This window comes from Pedobacter nutrimenti (assembly GCF_003208655.1).
In the GTDB taxonomy this organism is placed as follows: domain Bacteria; phylum Bacteroidota; class Bacteroidia; order Sphingobacteriales; family Sphingobacteriaceae; genus Pedobacter; species Pedobacter nutrimenti.
Window position 1 is genome coordinate 574,583 of sequence record NZ_QKLU01000003.1, and the last position, 12,753, is coordinate 587,335.

Annotated in this window: 12 protein-coding genes; 8 read left to right on the top strand and 4 right to left on the bottom strand. The window is 41.2% G+C overall.

The annotated features are described in order from the left end of the window. Positions 1 to 60 precede the first annotated feature (60 nt). The 3 genes from B0O44_RS10630 to B0O44_RS10640 form a co-directional block, all read right to left on the bottom strand. Positions 61 to 1,137: an aminotransferase class V-fold PLP-dependent enzyme gene (locus B0O44_RS10630; RefSeq protein ID WP_110830052.1), complete on the bottom strand. Its 1,077-nt coding sequence runs from the start codon at positions 1,135 to 1,137 to the stop codon at positions 61 to 63. 106 nt (positions 1,138 to 1,243) lie between these two features. Further along, positions 1,244 to 2,098 (bottom strand): universal stress protein, encoded by an 855-nt coding sequence (locus B0O44_RS10635; RefSeq protein ID WP_110830054.1) that lies wholly within the window; start codon positions 2,096 to 2,098, stop codon positions 1,244 to 1,246. Positions 2,099 to 2,110: 12 nt separating this feature from the next. Then, a complete protein-coding gene (locus B0O44_RS10640) occupies positions 2,111 to 2,578 on the bottom strand; it encodes a MarR family winged helix-turn-helix transcriptional regulator (RefSeq protein WP_110830056.1) in 468 nt (155 codons plus the stop codon). Positions 2,579 to 2,726: 148 nt separating this feature from the next. On the opposite strand from B0O44_RS10640, the gene B0O44_RS10645 reads away from it, so the two are divergent. The 5 genes from B0O44_RS10645 to B0O44_RS10665 all read left to right on the top strand — a co-directional run bounded on the left by B0O44_RS10645 (position 2,727) and on the right by B0O44_RS10665 (position 6,741). After that, complete coding sequence (locus B0O44_RS10645; RefSeq protein ID WP_110830058.1) at positions 2,727 to 2,921, top strand: type II toxin-antitoxin system HicA family toxin; 195 nt, start codon at positions 2,727 to 2,729, stop codon at positions 2,919 to 2,921. 43 nt (positions 2,922 to 2,964) lie between these two features. Next, positions 2,965 to 3,357 carry an XRE family transcriptional regulator gene (locus B0O44_RS10650; protein WP_110830060.1) on the top strand — a complete coding sequence of 131 codons (393 nt, stop codon included), beginning with the start codon at positions 2,965 to 2,967 and terminating at the stop codon, positions 3,355 to 3,357. A 136-nt stretch (positions 3,358 to 3,493) separates the two neighbouring features. Beyond that, positions 3,494 to 3,901 carry a hypothetical protein gene (locus B0O44_RS10655; protein ID WP_110830061.1) on the top strand — a complete coding sequence of 136 codons (408 nt, stop codon included), beginning with the start codon at positions 3,494 to 3,496 and terminating at the stop codon, positions 3,899 to 3,901. Positions 3,902 to 3,967: 66 nt separating this feature from the next. After that, the gene (locus tag B0O44_RS10660; RefSeq protein WP_110830063.1) at positions 3,968 to 6,274 is read left to right on the top strand and encodes a family 20 glycosylhydrolase; all 2,307 of its coding nucleotides are present in this window, start codon (positions 3,968 to 3,970) and stop codon (positions 6,272 to 6,274) included. A gap of 83 nt (positions 6,275 to 6,357) precedes the next feature. Beyond that, positions 6,358 to 6,741 (top strand): hypothetical protein, encoded by a 384-nt coding sequence (locus B0O44_RS10665; RefSeq protein ID WP_110830065.1) that lies wholly within the window; start codon positions 6,358 to 6,360, stop codon positions 6,739 to 6,741. A gap of 15 nt (positions 6,742 to 6,756) precedes the next feature. Here B0O44_RS10665 and B0O44_RS10670 read toward each other — a convergent pair whose 3' ends face one another. Next, complete coding sequence (locus B0O44_RS10670; RefSeq protein ID WP_146229808.1) at positions 6,757 to 7,890, bottom strand: PI-PLC domain-containing protein; 1,134 nt, start codon at positions 7,888 to 7,890, stop codon at positions 6,757 to 6,759. A gap of 205 nt (positions 7,891 to 8,095) precedes the next feature. Here B0O44_RS10670 and B0O44_RS10675 point away from each other — a divergent pair, with 205 nt between their 5' ends. The 3 genes from B0O44_RS10675 to B0O44_RS10685 all read left to right on the top strand — a co-directional run bounded on the left by B0O44_RS10675 (position 8,096) and on the right by B0O44_RS10685 (position 12,749). After that, complete coding sequence (locus B0O44_RS10675; RefSeq protein ID WP_110830069.1) at positions 8,096 to 9,523, top strand: hypothetical protein; 1,428 nt, start codon at positions 8,096 to 8,098, stop codon at positions 9,521 to 9,523. Between the two features lie 83 nt (positions 9,524 to 9,606). Beyond that, entirely contained in the window at positions 9,607 to 11,934 is a 2,328-nt protein-coding gene (locus tag B0O44_RS10680) for a TonB-dependent receptor (RefSeq protein ID WP_110830072.1), read from the top strand. Between the two features lie 5 nt (positions 11,935 to 11,939). Beyond that, positions 11,940 to 12,749: a DUF4249 domain-containing protein gene (locus B0O44_RS10685; protein WP_110830074.1), complete on the top strand. Its 810-nt coding sequence runs from the start codon at positions 11,940 to 11,942 to the stop codon at positions 12,747 to 12,749. The last annotated feature ends 4 nt before the right edge of the window (positions 12,750 to 12,753 follow it).

The following is a 12,753-nucleotide window of genomic DNA, read 5'->3' on the forward strand; positions in this document are numbered from 1 at the left end:
GCCTTGAGAGCGTTAATTAGGCTAGCGGGACAAGTCGGAGGACGAGTTCCGCTGCCGTTTTTAGACCCTTGGTAATTTATCCAATACTTCCAGTAATCTTTGTAAATCGTCCTGAGTATTATAAAAATGGAAGGATACCCGGGTACCTCCGCCTCTGTAGGAACAGATAATGTTTTGTTCCAGTAATTTATTTTCAGGAACATTCAGGCTGAATATGGTAGAATGTTGTTTTCTTAATCCAATACTTTTATGAATCAGTCCGCGTTCAAGCAGTGCAGATGTTGCTTTCCGGCCAAGGTCTTCAAGATGTTTTTGAATGAAGTCTATACCTGTTTTTTCGAAAAAAAATAAGGATTGCTGCAAGGTCCCAAAAGCCAGGGTGTCCTGATGTCCGGGTTCAAAGAAAAGGGACAAAACATCTTTGCCTAATAGAAAAGGCTCGGTGGGCCGTTCTGCTTTTTGTGCTTCAGTATACAGCAGGGAGCGGACCTGGTCTTTGATAAATACAAAGCCATTTCCATAGCCGCCCAGCATCCATTTATAACCACTGGCAATCAATACATCCAGGCCAGATTCTTCGAAGTTGAAGGCTGAAGTGCCGCAAAATTGTGTGGCATCGCCAACGATAATCAGATCCGGGAAATCGCGTTTTAGTTCTTTGATAAAATCCAGGCTGATCCGGATGCCGCTGATGTACTGGATCAGGCTCAGGGCAAGCACTGTCGGTTTAAAGGTTTTTATTTTTGCCAGAATGTTTTCTTCTATATTTTCATCTATAGGTAAATAAGCACATTCAAAGCCCCTGCTTTGCACCGGGTAGTTTACAGAAGGATAATCTTCCTGGGTCAGCAGAAAACGATGTTTGCCTGAAAGACCTTCTAAAAAAGTATTGAAACCAAAAGAAAAATTTGGAACAAGAAAAGTGTTTTCCGTTTTTACCCCAAAAAAAGCAGAAAGGCTAATTCTTACCGATTGCAAAAAGCTCGCCTGGGTATTTCGGAATATGCTGCCATTGTTAAAAAAATCCTGATCGTGTGTTTTGCGCCAGTCGAGCAAAGACCCGGATAAAATCCCGGAACTCGCTGTATTGAGATAGGTTGTTGTGTTAAGTAATGGGAACTGATCTTGAAAATTCATGGCCAAAGTTATCGTTATAAATAGAATCGGCCTTATTTTTTTAAAAATCAGATTTCAGGGGACAGCAGCAGATGCTACTGCCCCTAAAATCACACGGAAAAAAAAATTATTTGAGGATCAGGACAGGTTTATTTGCATCTAAAGACAAGCCTTCTGTAATGCTCTGATGGGTCAGTTTATAAAGAAAACTATGTACCCCTGGCAATGCAATAATCATTTGTATGGCGTGTTCATCTGCGAAATTAAGCACGCCATGAAGGATATCGGTATCATCTGAATAATAAAGCTCGTACTGGTAATCGTTGAGAACTTCTTTTACAATGCCATCGATTTCCAGGGTAGGATGCTCTGGTAAAAGGTGTTTATGCTCTGGGTCAACATTCAATAAGGCGAGTTTGGGATGTGGCCAGTGTTTAATTTTGTGTATGCGTTTAATCAGGCTCACATGGTTTAAAGTCCTGAAATCGCAGGCGATTAAAGCGGTGGCCACCGACTGGTAACGGGCTTTAGGTGGAATAATCAGAACAGGGACCGGACTGACTTTGGCAATTTCTATCATATGGTTCCCGATAAAACTCTCTTGTCCTTTGTGATTGGCATTACTGCCCAGGATCAAAACATCCGGATGTTCTTCTTCAATGACATTTAAAACCGAACGCAATAAAGGAAGTTCTTTCAAAACGACTTTGATTTCAATTCCGGGTTTAGGACGTAGTTTTTTTAATAACTGTGTTTTAAGTTCATTTAGCCTGGCCAAAATTTCCTGTTTCTGTTCCAGCAGATTGTCCTCAGTAGGTTGTATAAAGTCTGCTGAAGGGTAGATCTGTTCAAACAGGCTCACATAAAAATGACTAAAAAGCACAATTTGCTGTATGTCCTGGTGATTGCTCAGGTCTGCTGCATAATCAGCAGCATTAAAAGATGGTGTGGTAAAATCGATGGGTACGAGAAGTGTTTTCATAATGATTCACAATTAAAAGAGCGCGGGTTCCAGATTTTCTTTAAGATTTCCGCTCAACTCCCGGATCAGCCTGGTGGCGGCAATAATATCTTCGGCTTTTAAAGTTTCCGAAGCAGCAGTGTACATTTCCATAGCCCAGGGAAAAAGTTTTTCCTGAAGGTTTTTTCCTTCGGAAGTCAAATAAATGAGGTTGTTTCTCCTGTCATTTTCATCCTCCATGCGTTTGACCAGATCACGTTTAACCAGATTGTCGATCAGATAGGTCATACTGGCTTTCTCTTTAGTGATCCGGCTGGCAATTTCCTGCTGATTAATGCCATCTTTATCCCAAAGGCAAATCAAAACTTCGAGCATTTCATAGGTAATGTTCAGTTTGTGTTCTTTAATCCTGGCCTGGATAAACTGACGGGAGCGGCTTCTCATTTCAATGACTGCACGGCCAAGTTCAAGGGCCAGCAATGCTTTGTTTTTTTCTGCCATAACAAATGGATTGGTTGTCTATACAAAGTTAAGGAATAGATAGTAAAGTATTTAACTATTTTAAAGAGAATTTGTCATTTTTTAATACCGAAGTATAGGTTGAAAAAGTAAAAAAATATTTACCTTTAGCTGCCGAAGCCAGGGAACGATGAAATGGAGTGAACTGCTTAAGAAACTCAAACAAGCTGGATATATGTACTTGAGGGATGCAAAAGGAAGCCATGAGTATTGGCACCATCCCGGCAAAATGAATGAAGTACCAATTGTAATTGCAAAACATGGAGCTAAGGAAATCGGAACAGGACTCGCAAACAAAATTTTGAAACAAGCAGGATTAAAATAATTTTGTTTTTAAAAGCATGATATCTTTATAAAATGATTGCAAAATGAAAAGGATTGTATTTATTGTAGAGAAAACCAGTACCGGCTATTCAGCCTATGCCAAAGACTTCGAAAATATTCCTGCTGGTACAACAGGCGATACAATGACAGAGCTGAGAACAAATATTGTAGATGCTTATAACTCGGTAGCTGAATTTAAAGGTTGGCCAGAGGTTACTATTGATGAAATTACAGTTCAACTGGATTTACCTCAATTTTTTCAGTTTTACAATGTAATAAACATTAGTGCTTTGTCTGTCAGGATTGGTATGAGTAATACCTTGTTGTCTCAATATATTCATGGACAAAAGAAAGCTGGTCCTAAACAAATTGCAAGGATCATGACAGGAATTAAGGATTTGGGTAAGGAACTGGCCTCTTTGGAGATTGCAGTCTGAAGTGCGATTTTCATGCTTTTGGCATGCTGTGGGGCGAAATGCTTTATGGACGTAGTTCTAATTATTTTTCTTTAAACTACAGATTTCATTTTTCTGTACTTAAGTGCAAAAAATAATATCTTTATAAAAAAAAGCTATGAAATCGACCTTGTTGGCATTTGCCCTGATCCTTACTTCTTTTGGTCTTAAAGCCCAGTCCAATGCGGCCGACATGTCGGTGGTACCTTTAAAAGAAATTTCCGGTAAAACGGGTCAGGAAGTGGTGGTGGTTGATTCAGTATATAGTGGAAGGGCTTTTGATAACCGTACCCTGCTGAATATTGGAGGTAATTTTCCAAACCAGCTGCTTACAGTGGTTATTGATAAAAATGATTATAATAACTTTGAAGGAGATATTGTTGCCCTGTACCTTCATAAAAGGATTAGTGTTGCCGGTAAAGTGACGGTCTATAATGGGAAACCGCAAATTGCAGTGACTGATCCTAAAAAACAACTGAATTTAAATCTGAAATGGGAGCGGGGTTTATATTCTAAAACCCAGTAAACCTTTCTTAAAATGCCCCCTTTGCTTTGATGGTGGGGGCCTGTAAACACTATTAATTTTTTAAACATGTCTAACCGTTTCAAGTCCGCATTTTTCTTTTTTACATGTCTTATTACAGGTTTGTCCGGGGCCTATGCCCAACAGGTTAATCCTTCTCGTTATAACCTGATTCCTTATCCCCAAAAGCTAGAGGAAAGAAAGGGAGAATTTGTAATTACAACGAAGACAATTCTTGTATTGCCTGAAACTAAAACGTTTTTTCAAACGGAAATACAACAACTACAAAGCCTTGTTAAAAGCAACACCGGGCAGGTCATGCCGGTGCAAACAAAAGCAGTAGCCGGGGCTATAGTCCTAAAAAAAAATGATCAGTTAAAAGGGGAGGAAGATTATACATTAGAGGTTAGTCCAAAAGGAATTGAAATTGCTGCCCGCAACCCTACAGGTATGTTCCGCGGAATAGAAACTTTAAGGCAATTGATGCCTGTTGCAGTTGAAAATGGCGGGCTGAAAAAAATCGCCGTACCAGCGGTAAAGATTTTTGATCATCCGGCCTACAGCTGGAGGGGAATGCACCTGGATGTTTCCAGGCATTTCTTTTCTGTTGCTTATCTGAAAAAATTTATCAATCTGCTGGCCCTGTATAAAATGAATAAACTACACCTGCACCTGACCGATGACCAGGGCTGGAGAATAGAAATTAAAAAATATCCTTTGTTGACAGAAATGGGCGCCTGGCGTGAATTCAACAACCAGGATTCGGCTTGTATGAAAATGGCAATAGACAACCCCGATATGGCCATTGACCAAAGCCATGTGATCCATAAAAACGGAAAAACTTTGTACGGAGGCTTTTACACCCAGGCGCAAATGAAAGAGGTCATCGCTTATGCCCTGGAGCGTCATGTAGAGATTATCCCTGAAATTGATATGCCTGGCCATATGATGGCTGCAATTAAAGCCTATCCTTACCTGAGTTGTGAAGGCGGTTCTACCTGGGGACCTTTATTTAGTGAGCCCATTTGTCCTTGTAAGGAAAGCACCTTTCAATTTGCAGAAGATGTGTTTTCAGAAATAGCAGCACTGTTTCCTTCAAAATATATGCATCTGGGTGCCGATGAAGTCGATAAAAGCAGCTGGAAAAAATCGGCTGAATGTGAAGCGGTCATGAAGGCAAACAACCTGAAGAGCGCTGAAGAACTGCAAAGTTATTTTGTAAAGCGGATGGAGAAGTTTTTTAATTCAAAAGGAAAAAAACTTATTGGATGGGATGAAATTCTGGAAGGCGGGATCAGCCCGACAGCGATTCTGATGTATTGGAGAGGTTGGGTACCAGATGCACCGGTTAAAGCGGCAAGAAATGGGAATCAGGTGATTATGACCCCGGGAGATCCTTTGTATTTTGACCGAATCCCAGACAGAAACTCCATAGCAGAGGTGTATCGTTTTAACCCGGTACCCAAAGGACTTGGCCAGGCAGATGCGAAATTTATTATTGGTGCCCAGGCAAACATATGGACCGAACATATTCCTTCTGAAAGAAGGGCCGATTTTATGTTTATGCCCCGGATGACAGCTTTGGCAGAGGTATTATGGACACATCGTGCCAATGAAGACAGTTATTTTTCGAGATTGAAAGCCCAGTACAAAAGACTTGATCTGTTAAAGGTCAATTACCGTTTGCCCGACCTGAGCGGATTTACTGATGATAACGTTCTGGCGGGAAAAACCCTGTTGAAAATTGAAAAACCACTTGCCGATATGACCATTAGGTATACCAGTAACGGAACTGTTCCAAACCTACAGTCTGCTGAACTGTCTTATCCATACCTTGTTCCTGGGCCAGGTACTTTAAAAATAGCCGCATTTAGTCCTGGGGGAAGCCGTACGGATATTTATACCCTGAACTATAAACAGCAAAGTTTCTTTAAACCTGTACAGGAGAAAGATTTAAAAAGCGGGCTGCATCTGGATTTTTACAATGCGAGCATTAAAGGGGTAACCAATCTTCCGGCCAAGCCTGATCGTGTACTGACGGTACCTAATGTAATTATACCTGATGGTCTGGAAACCGGAGGTAAAGCTTTTGGTGCAAAACTAAGCGGTTATATTGAGGTTCCGCAAACCAGTGTCTACAGTTTTTTCCTGACTGCAGATGATGGGGCCAACCTGTATATAGAAGGCGAAAAAGTAGTGGACAACGATGGTTGGCATGCCCCCTTGCAGAAAAGTGGTCAAATTGCTTTACAGAAAGGCCTGCACCCTATAGAAGTGAAATTTGTAGAGGGTGGCGGTGGTTATACCCTTAAGTTGGAGTATAGTGTCAACGGTGGGAAAATACAAGCCATTCCGGACCATTGGTTTAAAAAGTAACATCTTGATGGAATTTATTAATTGTTAGTGATTTATACGTAAATTGAAAAATAAATTTATCCCTTAACCTAACCTTTATCTGTATGAAATTGATTTCCAAAATTCTGCCTGTGCTGGCTTTAGCCGCCATTTCTGTTTCCCTTGTAAGTTTTACCCCTGTAAAAAAAGCAGAAAGGCTACTGCATGCTACATCAAAAAATGTGCTTGATGAAAGTATTAATGTGTATTCCAGTGACATCACAGGTGCAAATGATGTATTGATCAGGTTCGAAAGGACCGGACCTGAAGCGGGTCAGGGTGATGTGACCATTACCTATACCGTACGCTTTAACCAGGGAACCATACACGAAGGTTCAAATACCTATACCAAAGTAATGAGTGCCGGTGAAACAAGTTCAATAGAGCATGTTCAGGGCCCTAATCCTACGGGTGATGCTGAGGTTACGAGTTATAGCTGGACCTACTAAAAAGAAAAAGGAGCCTCAGGGCTCCTTTTTTAATGGAACAGTATTGCCTGTTAACCTTTTGTTATTGATGTAAACAGAAGACTTATTGAGTTCTATACAGTATTGGGTAACCCATTCTCCAGCGTCGTCTACATATAAAATGTTAGGTTTGTTTTGCTGGTTAATGGTGCCGTCTTCTAACCATTTGGTGATCTGTTTTTTCAGGACCTTATTGGCAGAACGGGCATGACTGATAATGCTTTTATGTCTGGAAAGTACATTGGTTAACAACAGTGCCCCATCAAAAAGAGGATTGGGCTGATCGGATTCAAAGGCATTGCACACCATGGCTGCTTCTTTTGCACTTTGGGTAAGTTGCCAATCCAGGCGGACCAGGTCATTGGGGTTCAACTGGGTTTTCAGGCCAGTAAAAAATACAGTTTCGGTTAGGATCAGTTTATTAAGGTTGTTGGTCGCTGCATAAGCCCTTTTGAAATTCAGCATCAAATCAGAACGCTCTGTCATGGAGTTGATCACAATTCCGGGGTCTGAAAATTTTGGGCTTTCAAAAGCCAGCAATACTTTGCCCGAAAGTTCATTAATGGTAATGTCTTCCAGTTTTTTATTTCCTGCAACAAAAACGTGTTCTTTTCCCAATGCAGCAATGACCTTTTTTGCCAGCGTTTCTACCGCAATTTCCTTAGGGCAAAAATGGCTAAATGAAAAGATCAGGAATTCAGAAGGGTTTTGCTGCAAAAAGTTTTTGCTGGCAGCTAAAACAGGCAATAGTTTTTCACCATAACCACCACCAATGGCATCTTCCATGCAATCCGAAGAACTGTGTTTAAGGTAAAGAGTATCTTTTAACACACCAGGGCGCAAATCGAACATCCGGATGCCCGCTTTCATTTGTTTTTCAATGCTCAAAGACTGGGTTAGGGTATTGCATTTGTTGATGGTGCCTTTCTGACTGCCACCTGTTGCGGTGAGTACCGACATCCCCGCATCATGGGAGCCTGGAATTACAATATCTTTGAGGGTCAGCTGTCCTTTTTCGGGCAAGAGTTCATTCCCTATCCAACGGGAAAGATCGTTACTGTTTACATCGGGGAGCACTGTTTTTACAGAGTTTTGGGCATTTGCTGTATTGAAGAACAGGAAAATTCCCATTATTGCCGGGTTAAAAATGGTTTTAAAAGATATGTTAGTGGTGTTTTTTACTGGGCCCATGTATGCTTTACTGTATTTTCGTTTTTAGCAAAGATAAAAAATCCCCGCTGAACAGCTATTGAACGAAAGTTTTAGTCATTAATTTTAGCAATATGTGAAAATTTGTATTTTCACGCTTAAAATCACTGCCTGCTTATTCTGCCTTATGAAATACTTTTTACGTTTTTTTTTAGTGATCAGTTTGTTTTGTCCGGTGTTACTGAAAGGACAAGATGCCCATTACTGGTCTTCTAATTTTTCGCCGGCTGGCTTTTTGACCCCGGGCGCTGCCATTGCAAATACATTGGACAGCGGAGTGGTTTACCTGAACCCTGCTGTGATGGCCTGGTCTAATAAAACGGCAACCTCTATATCGTCCAATATATACCGTTTTGAACGGATCAATATTAAAAATGCGGTGGGCGAAAAGAAAAGTTTAAATGCCAACAACACGAAAATTGTTCCACAGATAGCCTCAAAGACCTTTAAATTGAATAAAGAAGACCCTTTGACCATAGGAATTGCGCTGATCCAAAACCCAATGCAGGACTTTACCGCTTCTCAGCGTTCTGATAAAATAGCCAATGTGCTGGATGACAGTTACAGTCCGGGGGCAGAATCTTTTATCGGGCAAATTAATGGTCAAAGTAAAGTGACAGAAACCTATGCGCAAATCAGTGCAGGTAAAAGGTTAACCGACCGTCTGGCTGTGGGCATTACTGCAGAAGGAACTTTAAGAAAGGTTTTTTTGAGTAATAGACTAACTTCCAGGGCTTTATATAATACGAAATCCGACCCTGATATTGCTTTTCCACCTATAGCCAGAAATGAAGCCTTTTCACAAATAGAATATACCCATGTAGGGCTGCGTTTTAAGTTCGGACTGGCTTATGATTATGGTAAACACCATGCCGGTTTGCTGATCAGCAGCCCTTTGGCAAAACTGTATAGTAAAGGGACTTACATTAGTGATGTTGACTTTTCGAACCTGGTTATAGAGGGTACAACATTTAACCTGTTGGCCAGTACCCGGCAAACAGGGTTAAAAGCCACCTGGAAAATGCCCCTGAGTATTGCCGGAGGTTATGCTTATGATTATGATAAGGGCCAAATTTACATCGCAGCTGAATTTTTTAATTCTTTAAACCCGTATTCTATTTTAAAACCCGATGATGCCGACTTTGTCAAAACAGGGACCGCACCCACTGGAGCCAATACCGGGTCGCTGAATGTATTGGACGACCGGAAAAGTGTGTTGAATATAGGGATTGGTTACAGCCGGAAAATGAATGATGTTTTTACCCTGATGTCCTCCATCCGGACCGACTTTAACTATTTGAATACGAAAACATCTGAAGACGGACATATTGCTCTTTGGGATAATTATCATGCCCAGATTGGTGGGAATTTTAAACGCAGAAAGTTTAATTTAAGAGCCGGAATACTGTTTTCATATGGCAGGACAGGTAATTATGTACAGCCCGCCAATTTTGACAATGCTTCGGATCAGAACTTTTTAACCGGTGTTCCCGGAACAGTTCCGGCCAGACATTTTGGAACAGGCCTGCTACTGGCTTATGTGCATAATTTTTAAGGCGGCCATTTGTTAATTAAGAGTGACAACAAGTAAATGGAAAAAAATTCTATTTTTACGGCCATCTTGGTTAACCGCAATTCATGAAACAAAAACTCCTCTTTTTCTTTTTTTACAGTTCCTTTTTTTTTACTACTGCCTTTGCCCAGCAACGATATACCTTAAGCGGTACTATACGGGATGCCTCTACCGGAGAAACCCTTATCGGGGCTACCGTGAAATTGCAAAATGCCAGTTCGACTTTTGGAAAGGCCGCCAATGACTATGGATTTTATTCCATAAGCGGGGCACCAGGTGAATACAACATGACTGTAAGTTACGCCGGTTATCAAAGCCAGGTCCAAAAGATCAACCTGCAAGCCGATTTGAAAATGAACATCAGCCTGGAAGCCGCAAACTCTTTACAGGAGGTGGTCATCAGTGCTAAAGACCGTAAAAACGATAACGTTAAAAGTGCACAAATGGGGCTTGAAAAACTAAACATGAAAGACCTGGACAATGTACCGGTACTGTTTGGGGAAAAGGATGTTTTGAAAACCATTCAGCTGATGCCAGGTGTAAAATCAGGTGGAGAGGGCAATACCGGTTTTTTTGTCAGGGGTGGGGCTGCCGATCAGAACTTAATTCTTTTGGATGAAGCAACTGTATATAATTCTTCGCACTTGCTGGGTTTCTTTTCAACCTTTAATGCAGATGCCATAAAAGATGTCAGTTTATATAAAGGAGGAATGCCAGCCCAGTTTGGGGGGCGTTTATCTTCTGTACTAGATGTTAAAATGCAGGATGGGAACAGTAAAGAATTTGGGGTTGAAGGCGGTATAGGGTTGATTGCTTCAAGAGTAAAAGTAGAGGGACCGATTGTAAAAGATAAGGCCTCCTTTATGGTCAGTGCCAGACGGACTTACATAGACCTGTTGCTAAAGGCTTCTTCAGATTCTTCTCTGAACAGCAACACCCTTAATTTTTATGACATCAATGCCAAAGTGAATTACCGCTTTGACGATAAAAACACCCTTTACCTGTCTGGTTATTTCGGACAGGACAATATTGGGATTAAGGACCTGTTTTCAAATGACTGGGGCAACACCACTGCAACCATCCGCTGGAACCATGTCTTTAACAGCCGGTTGTTTTCCAACACTTCATTGATTTACAATAAATATCATTATGCGATAGAACTGGTCGATAAGGACAACAATGCCAGGGTCACCTCCCTAATCAGGGACTTCAACTTTAAAGAGGATATGCAGTATTTCAGCAACCGTCATATTATTCGTTTTGGTTTACAGGCTACCCACCACCGCATTGCACCATCGGACATTACTACAACAGGAAATTCGAGTATCAATAACCTGGCTGTAGAGAACCGTTATGGTCTTGAAATGGCGGCCTATGTGTCGGATGAATGGAAAATTACCGACCGCCTGGAGTTTCTTTACGGCCTTAGGTTAAGCAGCTTTTCCTTGCTCGGACCAGGGGCCATTAATACTTACGATGCAAGCGGTCAGACCAGCAGCAGTTACCAGGCTGCAAAAGGGGAGTTCGTGAAAACTTATGTCTATGCAGAACCCCGTTTTTCGGCCAGCTATAGTCTAAATGAACAAAATTCCATTAAGGGATCCTATAACCGCAATACCCAAAACATACACATCCTGACCAACGCGAACACCAGTTCACCCACGGATCAGTATGTGATGAGCAGTAACAACATTAAACCAGAAATTTCAGATCAGGTGGCATTGGGTTATTTTAAAAATGCACAGGATAATGCGTACGAATTTTCTGCAGAACTTTATTATAAGTGGTTGCAAAATCAAATTGATTATAAAAACGGGGCCCAGCTAATTGCAAATGCCGAGGTAGAATCGCAGCTTTTATATGGCAAAGGCAGGGCTTATGGTTTGGAGTTGTATGCAAAAAAAACCAAAGGGAAATTAACCGGGTGGCTGAGTTATACACTTTCTAAAACGGAGCGCCGTTTTGAGGGCCTTAACAACGGGAACTATTTTCCTGCCAGACAAGACAGGACCCATGAACTTTCCCTGGTGGGCATTTATAATTTCAGCAAACGCTGGACTTTTTCGGCAAATTATATTTACAGCACCGGGAATGCGGTTACTTTTCCGGCCGGAAAATACAGTACCGGAGGTTTGACTACTTATTATTATACCGAAAGAAATGCAAGCAGGATGCCTTATACTTCCAGGCTGGACATCAGTGCTACTTTAAAAGCTAAAGAAACAAAAAAATACCAGTCGAGCTGGAGTTTTGGTTTGTACAATGCCCTGAACCGTAAAAATCCTTATGCCATTTCCTTTAGGGACAATAAACAAGATCCAAGCCGTACGGAGGCTGTACAAACAAGCTTGTTTGGAATAATCCCTTCGGTCACCTATAATTTCAAATTTTAAGCATTATGATCAAGAGACTTTTATACATCGGCATACTGACGGCGACAGGACTGTTTTTTTCATCCTGTGAAAAAGTAATTGACGTACACTTGGATACTGCACCAAATCAGATCGTTATAGAAGGAAATATTACCGATCAGAATGAAGTTCAGAGTATCCGGATCAGTCAATCGGTTCCCTACACAGATCCGAGTATTTATCCTGCTGTTAAAGGCGCTTTAGTTACAGTGACAGACAATATTGGTAATTCCTGGACGTTTACAGAGAAACAGCCGGGAAGTTATTCTTTTGGACCTTTTAAAGGAATTACCGGCCGGACCTACTCCCTGAAAGTAATTTTAAATGATAAAACATATACGGCCAGTTCTCTGATGCCTGTACGTGTTCCTATGGATTCCTTAAGTTTAAAAGTGATTACTTTTGGAGGAAAGGACCTTAAACAGGTACAGGTGCATTACAAAGATCCTGCAGGAATGGAAAATCAGTACCGTTGGGTGATGAGGATCAATGGGGTACAAACCAAAAGGGTATTCGTAGCCAATGACCGTTTTACCAACGGAAATATCGTTGCAGATGTGCTGTATTACAGCAAAGATGACGATAATAAGGAACTGGTGAGCGGTGACCAGGTGCAGGTAGAAATGCAATGCATAGATAAAAGCATATTTACCTACTGGTTTACCCTTAGTGAGCAGACTAAAAATGGTCCGGGAGGAGGCGTGACCCCAGCAAACCCGCCTTCTAATATTAATAATAATGCTTTGGGTTATTTTAGTGCACACACTACCCAAAGCCTGGCATATATGGTTAGATAGTAAT